The 16603-nt window shown below is 65.8% G+C and carries 13 protein-coding genes; 9 read left to right on the top strand and 4 right to left on the bottom strand.

What is annotated here, in order from left to right; translation table 11 throughout:
* Positions 1–320 precede the first annotated feature (320 nt).
* From sppA to UNPA324_RS20645, 9 genes are all read left to right on the top strand, one after another.
* Entirely contained in the window at positions 321–1301 is a 981-nt protein-coding gene (gene sppA, locus UNPA324_RS20685) for a signal peptide peptidase SppA (RefSeq protein ID WP_128921186.1), read from the top strand.
* Positions 1302–1471: 170 nt separating this feature from the next.
* Positions 1472–1777: an integration host factor subunit beta gene (locus UNPA324_RS20680; protein ID WP_007598410.1), complete on the top strand. Its 306-nt coding sequence runs from the start codon at positions 1472–1474 to the stop codon at positions 1775–1777.
* Positions 1778–1854: 77 nt separating this feature from the next.
* The gene (locus tag UNPA324_RS20675; RefSeq protein ID WP_141935707.1) at positions 1855–2247 is read left to right on the top strand and encodes a lipopolysaccharide assembly protein LapA domain-containing protein; all 393 of its coding nucleotides are present in this window, start codon (positions 1855–1857) and stop codon (positions 2245–2247) included.
* Between the two features lie 66 nt (positions 2248–2313).
* The gene (locus UNPA324_RS20670; RefSeq protein ID WP_141935705.1) at positions 2314–2985 is read left to right on the top strand and encodes a phosphoribosylanthranilate isomerase; all 672 of its coding nucleotides are present in this window, start codon (positions 2314–2316) and stop codon (positions 2983–2985) included.
* Positions 2982–4196, top strand: a complete 1215-nt coding sequence (trpB, locus tag UNPA324_RS20665) for a tryptophan synthase subunit beta (protein WP_128921189.1) — start codon at positions 2982–2984, stop codon at positions 4194–4196. Before UNPA324_RS20670 ends, trpB begins: the two co-directional genes overlap by 4 nt.
* Entirely contained in the window at positions 4193–5029 is an 837-nt protein-coding gene (gene trpA, locus UNPA324_RS20660; RefSeq protein WP_128921190.1) for a tryptophan synthase subunit alpha, read from the top strand. Before trpB ends, trpA begins: the two co-directional genes overlap by 4 nt.
* Positions 5030–5141: 112 nt before the next feature.
* Complete coding sequence (gene accD / locus UNPA324_RS20655) at positions 5142–6083, top strand: acetyl-CoA carboxylase, carboxyltransferase subunit beta (RefSeq protein ID WP_128921191.1); 942 nt, start codon at positions 5142–5144, stop codon at positions 6081–6083.
* Positions 6080–7423: a bifunctional folylpolyglutamate synthase/dihydrofolate synthase gene (locus UNPA324_RS20650; RefSeq protein ID WP_141935703.1), complete on the top strand. Its 1344-nt coding sequence runs from the start codon at positions 6080–6082 to the stop codon at positions 7421–7423. Before accD ends, UNPA324_RS20650 begins: the two co-directional genes overlap by 4 nt.
* Positions 7424–7548: 125 nt before the next feature.
* The gene (locus UNPA324_RS20645; protein WP_141935701.1) at positions 7549–8289 is read left to right on the top strand and encodes a metallophosphoesterase family protein; all 741 of its coding nucleotides are present in this window, start codon (positions 7549–7551) and stop codon (positions 8287–8289) included.
* A 24-nt stretch (positions 8290–8313) separates the two neighbouring features.
* On the opposite strand, the gene UNPA324_RS20640 is transcribed toward UNPA324_RS20645, so the two are convergent.
* The 4 genes from UNPA324_RS20640 to addB form a co-directional block, all read right to left on the bottom strand.
* A complete protein-coding gene (locus tag UNPA324_RS20640) occupies positions 8314–9321 on the bottom strand; it encodes an ATP-dependent DNA ligase (RefSeq protein ID WP_141938936.1) in 1008 nt (335 codons plus the stop codon).
* 144 nt (positions 9322–9465) lie between these two features.
* Complete coding sequence (gene trxA / locus UNPA324_RS20635) at positions 9466–9786, bottom strand: thioredoxin (protein WP_007598398.1); 321 nt, start codon at positions 9784–9786, stop codon at positions 9466–9468.
* A gap of 70 nt (positions 9787–9856) precedes the next feature.
* Positions 9857–13369: a double-strand break repair helicase AddA gene (gene addA, locus UNPA324_RS20630; RefSeq protein WP_181769458.1), complete on the bottom strand. Its 3513-nt coding sequence runs from the start codon at positions 13367–13369 to the stop codon at positions 9857–9859.
* Positions 13363–16509, bottom strand: coding sequence for a double-strand break repair protein AddB (addB, locus tag UNPA324_RS20625; protein ID WP_141935697.1), 3147 nt, complete (start codon positions 16507–16509; stop codon positions 13363–13365). Before addB ends, addA begins: the two co-directional genes overlap by 7 nt.
* Between the last annotated feature and the right edge of the window lie 94 nt (positions 16510–16603).

The following is a 16603-nucleotide window of genomic DNA, read 5'->3' as shown; positions in this document are numbered from 1 at the left end:
TGTCGCATACTCCGTTGTCGTCCCTGACAAGCGGGGCCCTAGACAACGCGTCGCGTTGTCCAGGGCGGAGCGCAGATCAGGGACCCATAACCACCGGCAGTGGTGTGGCGAAGACTCGGAGTTGCCGGTCTCCGCGACGACTTCTCCCTGTGGTTATGGATCCCCGCGTTCGCGGGGATGACGACTGAATTTGTGGCGACTTGCTGGGCCTCACGAGGCCTTGTTTTCTTCAAATTGCGCCGCAATTGATGTATCCAGATAAGCCGTCGGTCATCTCGTGACGGCACAACGCGTCCAGTCTTTTATTTGGAGATATTCCGATGTCGCTCGATTCGGACATCATCGTCGATCGCCGCCGGATCCGTCGCAAGCTGACGTTCTGGCGCGTCATGGCCGCGCTGATCGCGATCGCGGCGATCGCAAGCTTTGCGCTGATTGCGACGCCCGGCGCGCGTGGCAGCTTCGTATCCGCCGGCTCGATCGCGCGCGTTCATATCGAGGGATTGATCCGCAGCGATTCCGATCGCACGCAGGCGCTGGAGCGGCTCGAGAACTCGCACGCCGCCGCCGTCATCGTTCACATCAACTCGCCGGGCGGTACCACCGCCGGCTCCGAGCAGCTCTACGATTCGCTCGTCCGGTTGAAGGCGAAGAAGCCGCTCGTCGTGGTGGTCGAGGGCCTGGCTGCCTCCGGCGGCTACATCACTGCGATCGCGAGCGATCACATCATCGCCCAGCAGAGCTCGCTGGTCGGTTCGATCGGCGTGCTGTTCCAATATCCCAACGTCTCCGAGCTCTTGAAGACGATCGGCGTCAAGGTCGAGGAGGTGAAGTCGTCGCCGCTGAAGGCCGCGCCCAACGGTTTCGAGCCGACCAGTCCCGAAGCGCGGGCCGCCCTCGATGCGCTGGTGAAGGATTCCTACGCCTGGTTCAGGGGATTGGTGAAGGAGCGGCGTGGCATGGATGACACGCAGCTCGAGAAAGTGGCCGATGGCCGCGTCTTCACCGGACGCCAGGCGATCGATCTCAAGCTGATCGACCAGATCGGCGACGAGAAGACGGCGGTGTCCTGGCTTGTCGAGAACAAGAGCGTCAAGAAGGGTCTGCCGGTACGCGACTACAAGCTCGAGCCGCGCTTTGGCGATCTGACGTTCCTCAAAACGGCGGCCGCCGTCACGCTGGAAGCGCTTGGTTTGGGCTCGATTGCGCATCAAATCGGGCAAACCGGCGTTGCGCAGGCGGTCGATCGGTTCGGAATGGATGGAATGCTGGCCCTGTGGCAACCGGCCACCTCAAACTGAGGGCTTGGGCGAGCGTCCCAGGGTTTTCCCGTCTGACGAGCGCCGGGGCAGCCCGGTTTTTCGGCATTTGTCACGCATTTTCACGACGCTCAATCTTGATTTAGCGTCTTGACAGATCACGGTATTTTCACGGAAATGGTCATCCGCACGCTCCCGGGTCCTATCTCTCGATGATCAAATCCGAACTTGTTCAGCGTATCGCCGAGCACAACCCGCATCTGTACCAGCGGGATGTCGAGAACATTGTGAATGCGATTCTCGAAGAGATCGTAGCGGCCCTCGCACGCGGTGATCGCGTCGAGCTGCGCGGCTTCGGTGCCTTCTCGGTCAAGCATCGCCCTGCACGCGCCGGGCGCAATCCACGCACCGGCGCCCATGTGCCCGTCGACCAGAAGAGCGTTCCGTTCTTCAAGACAGGCAAGGAAATGCGCGAGCGGCTGAACCGCGACCATCCGGATCCCGGCGCCCCCGATTAAAGAAGCCGCTGTCGTCCGGCCTTAACCGAACGGCCCCATGGTACGGCAGCAAGCTTGATTCAAGACGAGCGATCGCGATGCGAAAGTTCCTGACCGCGCTGATCGTCATTCCGCTGGGCCTGATCCTGGTGGCGTTTGCCGTCGCCAACCGGCATTTCGTCACGGTCTCGTTCGATCCCTTCATTGCGAACGACCCGTCACTGGAGATCACGCTGCCGCTGTTTCTGCTGCTGATCCTGGTGGCCGCCATCGGGGTCTTCGCCGGCGGCTGCGCGGTCTGGTTCGGCCAGCGCCACTGGCGGCGCGCCGCGCGCCGGCACGAGGCGGATGTCCGGGCCGCAAGGGGCGAACTGGCCGATCTGCGGGCCCAGGCGGCCGCGGCAAGGCCGGAATCCCAGCGCCTTCCCACCCCGATCGGGGTGGGGCTTTACGGGCCCGTCGGGCGAGACAAGCAGCGCGCGACGTTGTAGAAGCGGCCGCAACCGAAAGCCCCGTTTTCCGGCCGCGGACCCGCGGCCTCCATTTGCTTTGAGACCATGTCCCTGCTCGTCAAAATCTGCGGCCTGTCCACGCGCGAGACGCTTCAAACGGCGCTCGAGGCGGGTGCGGATATGGTGGGCTTCGTGTTCTTCCCGCCTTCGCCGCGGCACCTGTCCCTGGAGCTCGGCCGGGATCTCGGCCGCCAGGTGAGCGGTCGCGCGCTCAAGGTGGCGCTCACCGTCGATGCCGACGATGCGACGCTCGACAACATCATGGACGCGCTGTCGCCGGACATTTTCCAGCTCCACGGCAAGGAAAGCGTCGCGCGGCTGCGTGACATCAAGCAGCGGTTCGGCCGCCCGGTGATGAAGGCGGTTCCGGTCGCGACCTCAGCCGATCTCGCCGTGCTGCCGGGCTATGCCGCGGTCGCCGACCGCATCCTGTTCGATGCGCGCGCGCCGAAGGAGGCGACGCGGCCCGGCGGTCTCGGGGAACCGTTCGACTGGCACCTGCTTGAAAACCTCGATCTGAAATTGCCCTACATGGTCTCGGGCGGGCTTCACGCCGACAACCTCGCCGAGGCTCTCCGTGTCACCCGCGCCGGCGGCGTCGACGTCTCCTCCGGTGTCGAGAGCGCCCCCGGCGTGAAGGACCCCCAAATGATCAAGGCCTTCATTCGCGCCGCGCGCGCTACCCAAGATGCAAGTCAAGAGTTGAGCGTCAGATGAACATCGCCAAGCCAAATTCCTACCGCAGCGGCCCCGACGAGCGCGGCCATTTCGGCATTTTCGGCGGACGCTTCGTCGCCGAGACGCTGATGCCGCTGATCCTCGATCTGGAGAAGGCCTACACCGCCGCCAAGGCCGATCCGGCATTCCAGGCCGAGATGAACGGCTATCTCAAGAACTATGTCGGCCGGCCTTCGCCGCTCTATTTCGCCGAACGCCTGACCGAGCATCTCGGCGGCGCCAAGATCTACCTCAAGCGCGAAGAGCTCAACCACACCGGCTCGCACAAGGTGAACAACGTGCTCGGCCAGATCATGCTGGCGCGGCGCATGGGCAAGAAGCGCATCATCGCCGAGACCGGCGCGGGCCAGCACGGTGTCGCCACCGCGACGCTGTGCGCGCGCTTTGGCCTCGAATGCGTGGTCTATATGGGCGCCGTCGACGTCGAGCGGCAGCAGCCCAACGTCATCCGCATGGAGATGCTGGGCGCCAAGGTGATGCCGGTGCAGTCGGGCACGCGGACGCTGAAGGACGCCATGAACGAGGCGCTGCGCGATTGGGTCACCAACGTGCACAACACCTTCTACTGCATCGGCACGGTGGCGGGCCCGCATCCCTATCCGACCCTGGTGCGCGACTTCCAGTCGATCATCGGCAACGAGACCAAGGCGCAGATGCAGGAGGTCGAGGGACGCCTGCCGGATTCGCTGGTCGCCTGCATCGGCGGCGGTTCGAACGCGATGGGCCTGTTCCATCCGTTCCTCGACGATCCCTCGGTCGAGATCTTTGGCGTCGAGGCCGCCGGCCACGGCCTGACGCAGCTGCACGCAGCCTCGATCGCCGGCGGACGTCCCGGCGTTCTGCACGGCAACCGCACTTATCTCTTGATGGACGCGGACGGCCAGATCCAGGATGCGCATTCGATCTCGGCCGGCCTCGACTATCCCGGCATCGGGCCCGAGCATTCCTGGCTGCACGAGGTTGGCCGCGTCAACTATCTCTCCGCGACCGATGACGAGGCACTCGCCGCGTTTCAGCTGCTGTCCAAGCTCGAAGGCATCATCCCCGCGCTCGAGCCAGCGCATGCCATCGCCAAGGTGATGGAGCTCGCGCCGAAGCGGCCCAGGGATCACCTGATGGTCGTCAATCTCTCTGGCCGCGGTGACAAGGACGTCCCGCAGGTCGGCGACATCCTGAGGGGCAAGAAGTGACCACGCGTATCGACACCCGTTTTGCCGAGCTTGCGAAGCAGGGCCGCTCGGCCTTCGTGACCTTCCTGATGGCCGGCGATCCCGATCCCGCGACCTCGCTCGCGATCATCAAGGCGCTGCCGAAATCGGGCGCGGACGTGATCGAGATCGGCATGCCCTTCACCGATCCGATGGCCGATGGCCCGTCGATCCAGGCCGCGGGCCTGCGTGCGCTCAAGGCTGGCATGACCTTGAAGAAGACGCTGGAGCTGGTGCGCGGCTTCCGCAAGGACGACAACGCAACGCCAATCGTGTTGATGGGTTACTACAACCCGATCTACATCTACGGCGTCGACAAATTCCTCGTCGATGCCAAGAGCGCCGGTGTCGACGGTCTGATCATCGTCGATCTGCCGCCGGAGGAAGACGACGAGCTCTGCCTGCCTGCGATGAAGGCCGGCCTCAACTTCATCCGCCTGGCGACGCCGACGACCGACGACAAGCGCCTGCCGGCGGTGCTCGCCAACACCTCGGGGTTCGTCTACTACGTCTCGATTACCGGCATCACCGGCGCCGCTGCGGCGGACTCTTCGGCCGTCAGCGAGGCAGTGGCCCGCATCAAGCGGCACACCAAGCTGCCGGTCTGCGTCGGCTTCGGCATCCGCACGCCCGAAACTGCGCGCGCCATCGCATCGCATGCGAACGGGGCGGTAGTCGGCACCGCGCTGGTCGATGCACTCAAGAACAGCCTCGATGCCGAGGGGCGGGCGACCGGCAAAACCGTTAACGCCGTGGCTGAGCTGACGGCGGCCTTGGCCCAGGGCGTCAAGGGCGCGCAACAGGCGGCCGAATAGGCCATAATTCCGCTTTTGAGGCGGGCGACACGGCGGCTTGCCGGGCAGGGGCCTGGCCGCCATATACCCTTTCAGGCGATCCGCCAGGCGGCATCGCACATCGGAGCAAACCATGAACTGGCTTACCAATGTGGTCCGGCCGAAGATCCGCAACATGCTGCGGCGGGAGACGCCGGAGAACCTGTGGATCAAATGCCCGGATTCCGGGCAGCTCGTGTTCTACAAGGACGTCGAGGCCAACCAGTTCGTCATCCCCGGTTCGAATTACCACATGCGCATGGGCGCGGTGGCGCGCTTGAAATCGATCTTCGACAACGAGACCTGGTTCGACGTCGCGCTGCCCGAGGTCACCCCCGACCCGCTCAAGTTCCGCGACGAGAAGAAATACGTCGACCGCATCAAGGACGCGCGCGCGCGCACCAACCTGAATGACGCGGTCAAGGTCGGCTACGGCAAGCTCGAAGGCTCCGCCGTCGTCGTCGCCGTACAGGATTTCGACTTCATGGGCGGCTCGCTCGGCATGGCCGCAGGCGAAGCCATCGTGCGCGGGATGGAGCTTGCGGTCGAGAAGAACTCGCCGTTCATCGTGTTTGCAGCATCGGGCGGCGCGCGCATGCAGGAAGGCATCCTGTCGCTGATGCAGATGCCGCGCACGACGGTCGCAGTGCAGATGCTGCGCGAGGCAAAGCTGCCCTACATCGTCGTGCTGACCAATCCGACCACCGGCGGCGTCACCGCCTCCTACGCGATGCTGGGCGACGTGCAGATCGCCGAGCCCGGCGCGCTGATCGGCTTTGCCGGCGCGCGCGTGATCGAGCAGACCATTCGTGAAAAGCTCCCGGAAGGTTTCCAGCGCGCCGAGTACCTCAAGGAGCACGGCATGGTCGACATGGTCGTGCATCGCCACGAGTTGCGCCCGACCCTGGCGCGGCTCTGCCGCCTGCTGACCAAGGCGCCGGCGCAGGAAGGCGCATCGAAGCCGACGCAGGCCGTCACCAGTCCGGCACAGATCGTATCGGCCGCTGAGACGGCGCCGGCTGCGCCCCACGCGTGAACGCGTCCCCTGACAGCACCAAGACCCCGCTCGGCGAATTGATCGGGCGGCTGTCGGTCCTGCATCAGAAACGCATCGATCTCGGGCTGGAGCGGATGCACCGGCTGCTCGCGCGGCTCGGGCATCCTGAAGCCAAGCTGCCGCCGGTGATCCACATCGCCGGCACCAACGGCAAGGGCTCGACGCTCGCTTATCTGCGCGCGACGCTGGAGGCCGCGGGCTTGCGCGTCCACGCCTATACCTCGCCCTATCTCGTCCGCATCAACGAATGCTTCCGGCTCGGCCGCGTTGGCGGCGGCGTGCTGGTCGGTGACGACGAGTTGCGCGCGGCGCTGGAAGAGGTCGAGCGCGTCAATGCCGGCGAAGCCGCGACCTTGTTCGAGCTGAAGACGGCAGCCGCCTTTCTTTTGTTTGCGCAGAACCCGGCCGATGTGCTGCTGCTCGAAGTCGGCCTCGGCGGCCGGCTCGACTCGACAAATGTGGTCGAGACACCGGCGGCCTGCGTGATCACGCCTGTCAGCATGGACCACATGGATTTCCTCGGCGACACCCTGGCGTCGATCGCCGGCGAGAAGGCGGCGATCATCAAGCGCGGCGTGCCCGTGATTTGCGCGGAGCAAGCACCGGAGGCGATGGCCGCGATCGAGGCGCAAGTCAAACGCATGCGTGCGCCGCTGTTCGCCGCGAACGAGAGCTGGCACGTCAATGTCGAGCGCGGCCGTCTGGTCTATTCCGACGACCGCGGCTTGATGGATCTCCCGGCGCCGCGTCTGTTCGGCCGCCACCAATTCGCCAATGCCGGCCTTGCCATCGCGACGCTACGCGCGATCTCCAATTTCAAGGTGAGTCAGGCGGCATTCGAGGCCGGCATCGTCGGTGCCGAATGGCCGGCGCGGATGCAGCGCATCGCTTCGGGCGAACTGCTGTCGTGGGGTCCGCAGGGCTCCGAGATCTGGCTCGACGGCGGCCACAATGCCGAAGGCGGCCGCGTCGCCGCCGCTGCGCTCGGCGATCTCGAAGAGCGGGTGTCGCGGCCGCTGGTCGTCATATCAGGCATGATGGCCAACAAGGACGCGCAAGGATTTCTGGCCAACTTCGCCGGCCTCACCCGTCACATCATCGCGGTGCCGATCCCCGACACCGAGAATGCGATGCCGGCCGACCGCCTCGCGGACGCCGCGCGCAGCCTCGGCATGCGCGTCGAGCCCGCGCCCAGCGTCGAAGCCGCGCTACGCGCTTTGTCCAAGCTCGCCTATGAAGTGCCGCCGCGTATCCTGATCACCGGCTCGCTGTATCTGGCTGGTCACGTGCTCGCGATCAACGGCACGCCGCCTGCATAGACGGTCTCGCGTCCCGGATGCGCGAAGCGCGAGCCGGGACCCAGAATGCCGCACCATGGGCCCCGGCTCAGCAGCGCACCACTGCGTGATGCGCTGCGTCCGGGGCACGAGAGTAGGGATATGATATGCGTTTCGCCGCGATCGCCGACATCCACGGAAACTACCTTGCGCTTGAAGCCGTCCTCGCCGACATCCGCGCGCATGACATCGCCGACATCGTCAATCTCGGCGACATGCTGAGCGGCCCGCTCGATGCCCGCCGCACGATCGAGATCCTGATGAATCTCGACGCCGTGCACGTGCTCGGCAATCACGACCGCTATCTGCTCGACCGTCCGCCGGAGAAGATGGGCTCGTGGGATCGTCCTGCCCATGCAGCGCTTGACGCCGCGCAGCTCGACTGGCTGCGGGCGCAGCCGATGGCGCGGGTGTTCCACGACCGGGTGTTTCTCTGTCACGCGACGCCCGGCGATGACGAGGTGTACTGGCTCGACATTGTGCATCCCGACGGCGCGGTGGCGCTGTCGCCGCTGGACCGGATCGAGCAATTCGCGCTGGGGCTCACGCAATCGCTGATTCTCTGCGCCCACACCCATCTCGCCCGTGCCGTGCGCCTGCGCGACGGCCGGCTGATCGTCAACCCTGGCAGCGTCGGCTGCCCCGGCTTCCGCGACAAGCATCCGTATCCGCATGTCGTGGAAGCCGGCACGCCGCACGCACGCTATGCGATCCTCGAACTGGTGAAGGGTGCCTGGCAGGTGACATTCCGCCACGTCGCGTATGATCATGAGGCCATGGCGGCGCTGGCCCGTCGCAACAATCAGCCAGAGCTCGCGAATGCGCTCGCGACGGGATGGATCAGGTAGGGTGGTCCCGAGCTGCAGCTGCGCTCACTTCACCAGCTTCATCGGATCGGCCGCCTTCTGCTTCAGCTGCTCAAAGCTGCATTGCCGCGGCGCCTTGTCTGGGCGCCAGCGAAGAATCGAGGTGCCGTGGCGGAAGCGTTCGCCACTGAAATGGTCGTAGCAGATCTCGATCACCAGCTTCGGCTTCAGCGGGCACCATTTGGCCGAGCGATCGGTCGACCACCGGCTCGGTCCACCCGGTGCGTTGCCGGTGAAGCCGGGCTCGCCGATCAGCGCCTCCAGCCGGTCGGTCAGCGCGGGCTTCTCCTCCGCCTTGATCGCCGAGGTGAAGCCGACATGGTGTAACAGTCCCTTCGCGTCGTAGAGCCCGAGCAGCAGCGATCCGACGACTTTGCGGCCGGCGATCTTGTTGATGGCATAGCGGAAGCCGCCGACCACGCAATCGGCGCTGCGGAATTTCTTGATCTTCTGCATGCCGTCGCGATTTCCCGCCTGATAGGGCAGATCGATGCGCTTGGCGATGACGCCGTCCGAGCCGCCGCCGGACTGCGCCAGCCATTTCTTGGCCGTGGCATAGATCGTCGTCGTCGGCGAGAGATGGAAGAGGCTGCCTTTCAGATTGGCTTTGGCAAATGCCTCCAGCGCCGGCCGCCGGTTGCTCAGCGGCTTTTCGGCAAGCTGCTTGTCTCTGGCGCTCGCAAGCAGATCGAAAACGAGATAGAGCGCCGGCGTTTCCTGCGAGAGCTTCTTTACGCGGCTTGCAGCGGGATGGATCCGTTGCAGCAGCGCGTCGAAGGAAAAGCCCTTGCCGTGCGGCACGACGATCTCGCCGTCGAGTGTGAAACGGTCCGCTTTCAGCTTCAGCGCAGCGGAAACGACTTCCGGAAAATAGCGCGCGAGATCCTCGCCCGACTTCGAGCGCAGATCGACATCACGGCCATTCCGCGAGAGCAGACAGCGAAAGCCATCCCATTTCGGCTCGTACTGCCACTCCTTGCCGCGCGGGATCTCGTCGACCGACCGCGCCTCCATCGCAACCAGAGAGGTCGATCTTCGGGCGCGCTTCGCGGGAGGAGCAGGCAAGGGCGGGACTCGTCATACGCTGGACACGTCCCATCAACGCAGAACGGCCGGCTTTCGCCGGCCGTCGTCGAAAATAATCTAACGCGAGGCGGATCAGACCGCGGAGGTGATCCACTGCTGCAGCTTCGCCTTCGGCGCCGCGCCGACCTGGCGGGAGGCCATCTCGCCGCCCTTGAAGATCATCAGGGTCGGGATCGACATCACGCCGTACTTGGAGGCGGTCTTCGGGCTCTCGTCGACATTCAACTTGACGATCTTGACCTTGTCGCCCATCGCGCCGGCGATCTCGTCCAGCGCAGGTGCGATCATGCGGCAGGGGCCGCACCACTCGGCCCAGAAATCGACGACGACAGGGCCGTTCGCCTTGAGCACTTCGGCTTCGAAGTCGGTGTCAGAAACCTTGCCAACGGCCATTGGGAGTACCTCACTCGGTTGAAAGAGAATCGGCGCGCATGGGAATCGCGCCGCGGATCATGGCTTCAACCTATGAACGGCCCCTTGCCGGGTCAAGGACGCTCACACCGAGATGAAGAGATGCCAGCGCCGCGTCCAGCGCGGGGGCTGAAATCTCCATATATTCAAGGGCCTCGGTCCAGAGCAGGACCGCGCGGATGGGCTTTTGGGGATAAAGCCGCGCCAGCACGGCTCGGTACAGCGCCAGCTGCCGGACATAGGCGGCGGGCGCATCAGTGGCGCTCTTCGGCATGGCCTGGTTGGTCTTGAAATCGACGATCAAAACCTCATCCGATCGAACGATCAGCCGGTCGATCTGCCCCGACACCAATGCCGGGGGGCGACCGGGCCGCTCCAGCCGGCCGACGATGGCGACTTCCGCCCGGCTGCCGGCGGCAAAGACCGGCGCAAAGCGCGGTTCGGTGATCAAGGCGAGCACCTTGTCGGCCAGCGCGGTGCGGTCGGCCTCGGTCCAGTCCGAGGCATTGCGCGCCATGAAGCCGAGCGCCGCCTCGCGCCGCCGCTCAACGGCGATGTCGGGAAGGGATTGCAGCAGCCGATGCACCAGCGTGCCGCGTTGCAATGCGAGAGCGCGGGACTGGACCGATTCGCCGGATCGCACGGCACGCCCCTCCTCGGCCGGCTGACCGGACGGGCGCACCAGATCATCGTCGGTGGTCTCGCGTGGCGCCGCCTCCCGCAGCCAATCGGGGAGGGCGACGGTCTGATCCATGGACGCCGCCGGCGTACCCAGCGCCGCCACATCTTCCGGTCGGGCGAATTGAGTCACCTTGCCGAGGGGCGTCTCGATGACCTGCTTGTCCAGACCCGAGCCGGCGAGCCCAGTGTCGACCAAGTCATACCAGCTGAGCTTGCGGACGTCCTTCCTGTTGCCCGGTAGGCAGCCGCCGACAATCAGCCGGTCAGCCGCCCGCGTCATCGCGACATAGAGCAAACGGCGATATTCGTCCTCAGTCTCCTCCAGCATCGCATCGCGTGCTCCGGCGACCGGCTTGGGATCGTCCGCCTTGCGGCCGGCCCAGACCACGACCTCGCCGCCATTGCCGCGCGGCACGTGGATCAGCCGCAGACGCTGGGAGTCCGCGGGCGACGATGTGGTGTCCACCATGAACACGACCGAGGCCTCGAGGCCCTTGGCGCCGTGAACTGTCATCACCCGGACCTCGTCGCGCGAGATCTCCATGTCGCGCTTCACCTCGGTGTCGGCGGAGCGCAGCCAGGCCATCAAGCCCTGCAGCGAGGCCGGCGCCTTGCGCTCGTAGTTCAGCGCCAGCTCCAGGAACTCGTCGAGGGCGTCATTGGCCTCATGGCCGAGCCGGCGCAGGATGCGTGCGCGGCCACCGTCGCCGCCGAGCAGCCAGGCGTAGAAGGCAAACGGCGTCTCCTCGCGCGCACGCATCTCGCAGGCTTCCAGGCGGCGCAGCGCAGTCGCGAACTTGTCGCCTGCGGCCGCGTGCTCGCCGAGCGCGCGGCGCAGCGACCCCTTGCGGTCATGGGCCAACTGAAACAGGTCGTCGTCGTCGAGCCCGAACAGCGGGCTCTTCAGCGCCACCGCGAGCGCGAGATCGTCCTGCGGCAGCAGCAGCGCGTCGGCGAGGTTCATCAAATCGATAATGCCGATGTGCTCGGTGAGCTTGAGCCGGTCGGCGCCGGCGACGGGTACGCCAGCGTGTTTCAGCGCCTGGATCACGGCATCGAACGCGTTGCCGCGCCGGCGCACCAGGATCAGCATGTCGCCGTAACGCAGTGGCCGGCGCTCGCCTTCGTGTCCCGTCAGCGTGCCGCTTTCGACCAGCCGCTTGATCTCGGCCTGGATGCGGCGCGCGAGCTTGACCTCGGGGCTGGTGACGGCGACGCCGTCGAACGGCGCGCGCCAGCCCTCGATGTCCTGCCGATCGTCGGGCTCGGCAAGATCCCACAGCTCGATCACGCTGGGACCGGCGTCAGCGAGCGCATTGTGCAGGGGATGGCCGATCTCGACCGCATGAATGCTCTTGTAGATCGCGGGATCGCGGAAGACGTGGTCGACCGAGTGCAGGATCGTGGCGCCCGAGCGGAACGAATAGGTGAAGGCGACGGGATCGAATTTCAGTCCGGCGGCGGTGAACTTGCGGTGCAGCTCGCGCCGGCGCGCGTCGAATTCGTGCGGCGCTGCGCCCTGGAACGAGAAGATCGACTGCTTCTCGTCGCCGACCGCGAAGATAGTGCGGTTCAGCCCCTCGCGCGCGCCTTGGCCGGCCGTGAATTCCGAGATGATGTGCGCGACGATATCCCATTGCCGCGGGCTCGTATCCTGGGCCTCGTCGATTAGGACGTGATCAACGCCGCGGTCGAGCTTGTAATGCACCCAGCCCGAGGAGACGCGGTCGAGCATCGCCAGCGTCTTATCGATGAGATCGTCGTAGTCGAGCAGGCCGCGCTCCTGCTTCTCGCGGCGGTAGTTCGCGGCGGCCGCGGTCGCGATATGCAGGAGTGCCGCGGTGCGGTCGCGCATGGTCACGGCGCGGCGCTTCTCTATCAGAGCGCCGAGACGCTGCGCCTCTTTCTCTAAAAGATCCGCAACGAACGGATGGTCCTTGCAAAACTGCTTCGTCAGCAGCGCCTTACGCGGTTGCTTCTTATCATCGGTAAGGAATACGCCAAGATAAGCATCAACTTGCGCACCGCCCGAGGAAGGCTTCGCAGTCCGCAAGCAATCAGCATGGCCTTTTTCGGTCTTGTTCCCATTGTCAAGTACGAGGGCTATCTCGTCCCATCGCGATCGCGGCAGGAAGGGGCCGTCGAGAATCTCGGTCTCGACGTCCTCGATGCGGTCGCTGGCATCGACGCCCAGCGCCGCCGCCATCTGCGCGGCGGCCGCTTCGGCGTTGCCGGCTTCATCGGTCCAGGCCATGAAATGATCGCGGCTGAGGCACGCCTCGCGCACGACATCCTTGAAGGTGACGTCGGCGGCGCTCTCCATCGCGGTCATCAGCGCGCGGCCGGTGACGCTGTCAGGCGCCCGCGCGGCTTCCAGCAACACCTTCAGATTGGCGCGCTCCATCATGTCATTTTGGTCGCGCTCGTCGATGACGGCGAAGCGCGCGGGAACGTTAGCCTCGAACGGAAATTGCTGGAGCAGGCGCGTGCACAGCGCGTGGATGGTCTGCACCTTCAATCCGCCCGGCGTCTCCAGCGCGCAGGCGAACAGTTTTCGCGCGTCACGGCGCAGCCTTGCGCTCGGATGCGGGATGCCGACCGCGCGGATCGCCGCATCGAGCGCGGTGTCGTCCAGCGTCACCCAATGACCGAGCGTGGTGAAGACGCGTTCGGCCATGTTGGCCGCGGCGGCCTTGGTGAAGGTGATGCAGAGGATTTTTTCCGGGGGCACGCCGGAGAGCAAGAGACGAATCACGCGCTGCACCAGCACATGGGTCTTGCCCGAACCGGCATTGGCCGACACGAAAGCGGAGGCAATCGGATCGGACGCGCGCGCCTGCCTTGCGCGCACCTCGTCGGGAATGGGGCGCGGTGCCTTCACCATTCCTCGATCCCCAATCCGCCGGCCGCGGACCATTCCTTGATCCGGGCGAGATCGTCATAGGTGCCGTAGCGGTTGGTCCACATCGGCAGGTTCAGCGACGTGTAGGGCTGGTTCTCGTCCTCGAAGGCACGGATCAGCGTCTCCAGCTTGGCCCGTGCTTCGGCTGCCGCGGTGTCGGGCGGAATGGGTTCGTCACCTTTATTGACCTTGAGCTGGACGATGCGCTCCTCACCCGCCGGATTGTTACCACTTAGGCGGACATAGATGAGCTGGCTCACAGACGATCCAGCGTCGATATCAGGGAAGCCGCCCTCGCGCAGGATTGCCGCTTCCAGCGTTAGTTGCGGCGACAGGCCAATGCGCACCTGTTTATCGCTCGGCGGCTGCCCGGTCTTATAGTCGAGGATGGAGTAGCTGCCGCCCTGGCGGCGCTCGATGCGGTCGGCGCGCGCGGAGAGGTAGAACGTGCGCGCATTGTCGAGCCGGATCGAGATCTCGCCGCGGGTCTCCGCGGTGATCGCCTCGATCGCTTCGCGGCGCGCGGTCTCCCATTCGCCGAACCAGCGTGCGATACGCTGGAAGCGCGGCCACCACAGGGCTCGCGCCTCGGGACGTTCCATCAGCGGCAAGAAGTGCTTCTCGCCGATCGCGCGCAGCACGCGCGCGGGATCGTCGGGCAAACGGGTCGCATAGCGCTCCGTGAATTCGCCGATCGCCTCGTGGATCGCCGAGCCGCGATCGGCGGCCGACAGCGGCATGTCGACGGGGTCGAGGGCATCCAGCCGCAAAATGTGTTTTGCGTAGATCGTGTAGGGATCGCGTAGCCAGTCTTCGATCGCGGTGACCGACATCTTCAGCGGGCGCGTTGCGCGCGGCGGCCGTGGCTCGGGCTGCTTGATCGGCTTGACCTCGACGGGCTGGTCCAGCGCGCTCGCGAACTGCACGTATCTCGCACCGGTGCGAGTCGCCGCCTTCCAGAAATCATCTCCCGCAACCGCCTCCAGCCGGTGCAGGAAGCGCGAAGCCACGGCCGGTGCGCCGCCTGACTTGGCGGAATGGGTGAGAATGACCTCATCGCCGCCGAGCAGCTGCGCGAAGTCGTGCGCGGACAGGCCGATACGGCGTTCCGGCAGATCGAGACCAAGCTCGTGCCGCATCGGCCGGCTCAGCCAGGGATCGATACGCGGCGCCGGCGGCCAGACGCCTTCGATCAGGCCGCCGACGATGATGCGGTCGGCCTGCATCAGGCGCGATTCCAGCGGGCCGTAGATCTGCAAGCGCGCGCCCGGTCTGTCTGGCCGCCGCACCGCACGATCGCTGAATGCGGTCTGGAAGACATCGGGATAATCGGGCAGCGGCACCATCAATCCGCTGGTCGTGCCGCCGCGCAGGAGATCGTCGAAGGCGGCGGCGAGTGCGAGACCCTCGCGCTCCTCGAACGCGAGCGGAATGCCCTGCTCGTGGCGCGACAGCTCGATCATGATCTCGCGATGCCGGTGCGCCAGCTCGGCGAAGTCATATGGCTTCGATGATGCCAGGCTCTCGATCGGCGCCAGCGCTTTTTGCAAGGCATCGATCAGGCCCTGGATCCGATCGAGATCCTCGGCCTTGAGGCGTGCGCGCGGCTCGGCGCGGTGCAGCGCGGAGACCTCGCTGCGCCACAATTTTGCAAGCTCCTCGCGAAAGCGGTTGAATTCGCGCAGGAGGCCGGCCGTGCCGGCAGGCGGACGCGTGCCGCGCAAGACCGCGAGCTCGAGGCCTTCGACCGCCGCCTTCCACGCGCCGGGCGCGCGGCCGAGCCGGCACAACGGATGCTTCAGCAGCGCCAGCAGCGTTGGTGGCTCCAATCCCTTCGTCGCCGCCTCTGCCGCAAGGCGTGCGAAGATTCCGGCCGAGGTTTCCATCAAGACGTCGCCGCCGGAATCATCGAAATTGAGGCCCCACCGGGTCAGCGCAGCCATCACCCGTCGCGCCAGCGCGCGGTCGGGCGTCACCAGCGCCGCCGTTTTGTCGATATGCCGTGCTTCGCGCATCGCAATTGCGATGGCGAGGGCTTCCATTTCAGGATTAGGGGCTTCGACGACCGCGAGGTTTTTCATGGCGCCGGAGATCTTCTTGGCGACATCCGGCTGCTTCAGCCGGTCGTGCCAGATTTCCGTCTTGGCCGACGGCCGCATCGATTCCGAGGCGAGCAGGTCGCGGCCGCCTTCCGCCGGCAGCTGAAGGATCTCGACGTCGCTGCGCTTGATGCCGAAGCGCTGCAACAGTGCGTGCATGGCATATTGCGGATGGTTCGAGACCGGATGCTCCACGAATTTGCCGAGCGCATCGCGCACGCCGCCGATGGTCCGCCAGGCGTCCTCGTCGAGATCGGTATCGAGGCCCGGCAGCACCACGGCGCCATCCGGCAGCGACGCGACTGCGTGCAGGAACTTCGCGGTGGCCGGCATCGAGCCGGTCGATCCCGCCGCGATCACCGGCCCGTTCGGGTGCGCTGTCAGCCGTTTGGCTTCCGCCGCGATCAGGAGATCGCGCCGCGCCGCAGGCTCGATCCGGTTGATCTCGGCGAGATGTTGGGGCCAAGCGATGCGCGCGATGCGCAAGAATTCGAGCGAGTGCTGCCAGTAGCGATCGAGGTTATCAGGCACGAGGCCGTCGAGCGCGTTCCAGTCGACGCCGCGCGTGACCATGTCGTCGATCAGGCGCGTGAGGTCGCCGGCGAGCGCCAGCGTCGAGGCGGGCCCGCCGACCACCAGCGGCGCCAGCACCGGGCCCTTGGCCCAGGCAGCGACCAGTTGTGCCAGCGTCAGCCGCCGTTCGAGCTCGCCGAGCCGCGGCGGAATGTCGAGCGGCATCGCGCCGGAGAACTGCTCGCCTTCACCGGCGAAAGCCAGCTCGTCCTCGTCGATGTCGCCGAGCGCGACGATGCGCGGCAGCACCACGGCGTCCGCCTTCATCTCGTCGAGGAAGATCTCGCGCACGACGCGCATGGCGCGCCGGGTCGGCAAATACAGCGTGGCATCGGCCAGCCGCGCCGGTTCCTTGCGCGCCTCGAATCCCTCGACCAGGCGGCCGTCGAGCAGCGCTGTGACGACCGTGCGCAGGAACGGAACCGAGATGGGAACGCTGAAAACGCGCATGGGCTGCCTGATTCGAAGGATCAGGCAATATAGGGAGGCGGGGGCAAATGGTCATGGGTGCGCGCGAGTAGTCCCCGCTGTTCGCGGACCTCAA

The sequence above is a fragment of the Bradyrhizobium sp. UNPA324 genome, from assembly GCF_006658635.1.
In the GTDB taxonomy this organism is placed as follows: domain Bacteria; phylum Pseudomonadota; class Alphaproteobacteria; order Rhizobiales; family Xanthobacteraceae; genus Bradyrhizobium; species Bradyrhizobium nanningense.
This window is presented reverse-complemented; position numbering and strand designations above follow the sequence as displayed.